Below are 682 nucleotides of genomic sequence, written 5' to 3'. Positions count from 1 at the left end.
CTGTTCAAACAAAAAGCGTTCTAAAAGAAGCTCCCTGGGCGATCGTTTTCTTTTCCATAGGTATGTACGTTGTTGTCTATGGCATGCGAAATGCAGGGCTTACTGATGCTCTTTCAAGCGTGATTCAAGCTGTAGCAGATCAAGGTTTATTAACAGGGACTCTTGGTATGGGATTTATAGCAGCGATTCTTTCATCTGTCATGAATAATATGCCAACGGTCATGATCGATGCATTGGCCATATCCGGCACCGATACACAAGGAATGATGAGAGAAGCGTTAATATACGCAAATGTCATTGGTTCTGATTTAGGACCAAAAATTACGCCCATTGGCTCCTTAGCAACACTACTATGGCTCCACGTCCTTTCTCAAAAAGGTGTGAAGATTTCCTGGGGGACATATTTCAAAATAGGGGTCATTTTAACTGTACCAACGCTATTCATCACACTTTTAGCTTTGTATTTCTGGCTAATGATTATACATTAAAGGAGACGATCAACATGTCAAAGAAAACAATATACTTTTTATGTACCGGTAATTCTTGCCGCAGTCAAATGGCTGAAGGTTGGGCTAAAAAACATCTTGGAGATGAGTGGAAGGTCTATAGTGCTGGTATCGAAGCTCATGGATTAAATCCGAATGCTGTAAAAGCAATGAAAGAAATAGGGATTGATATTTCT

General features: G+C 40.0%; 1 protein-coding gene and 1 pseudogene. Both read left to right on the top strand.

Annotated elements, in window-relative coordinates; all coding sequences use genetic code 11:
• Positions 1-488, top strand: a 488-nt coding sequence (locus ACRRMM_RS19135) for an ArsB/NhaD family transporter (protein ID WP_432450937.1), incomplete at its 5' end; no start/stop codon positions are given.
• Positions 489-502: 14 nt separating this feature from the next.
• A pseudogene (locus ACRRMM_RS19130) lies at positions 503-682 on the top strand (arsenate reductase); the annotation flags it as partial.

Source organism: Bacillus sp. XT-4 (assembly GCF_050864245.1).
Taxonomy (GTDB): Bacteria; Bacillota; Bacilli; order Bacillales; family Bacillaceae; genus Bacillus; species Bacillus altitudinis.
Note: the sequence above shows the minus strand (reverse complement) of the source record. Positions and strands in the feature narration are given on the sequence as shown.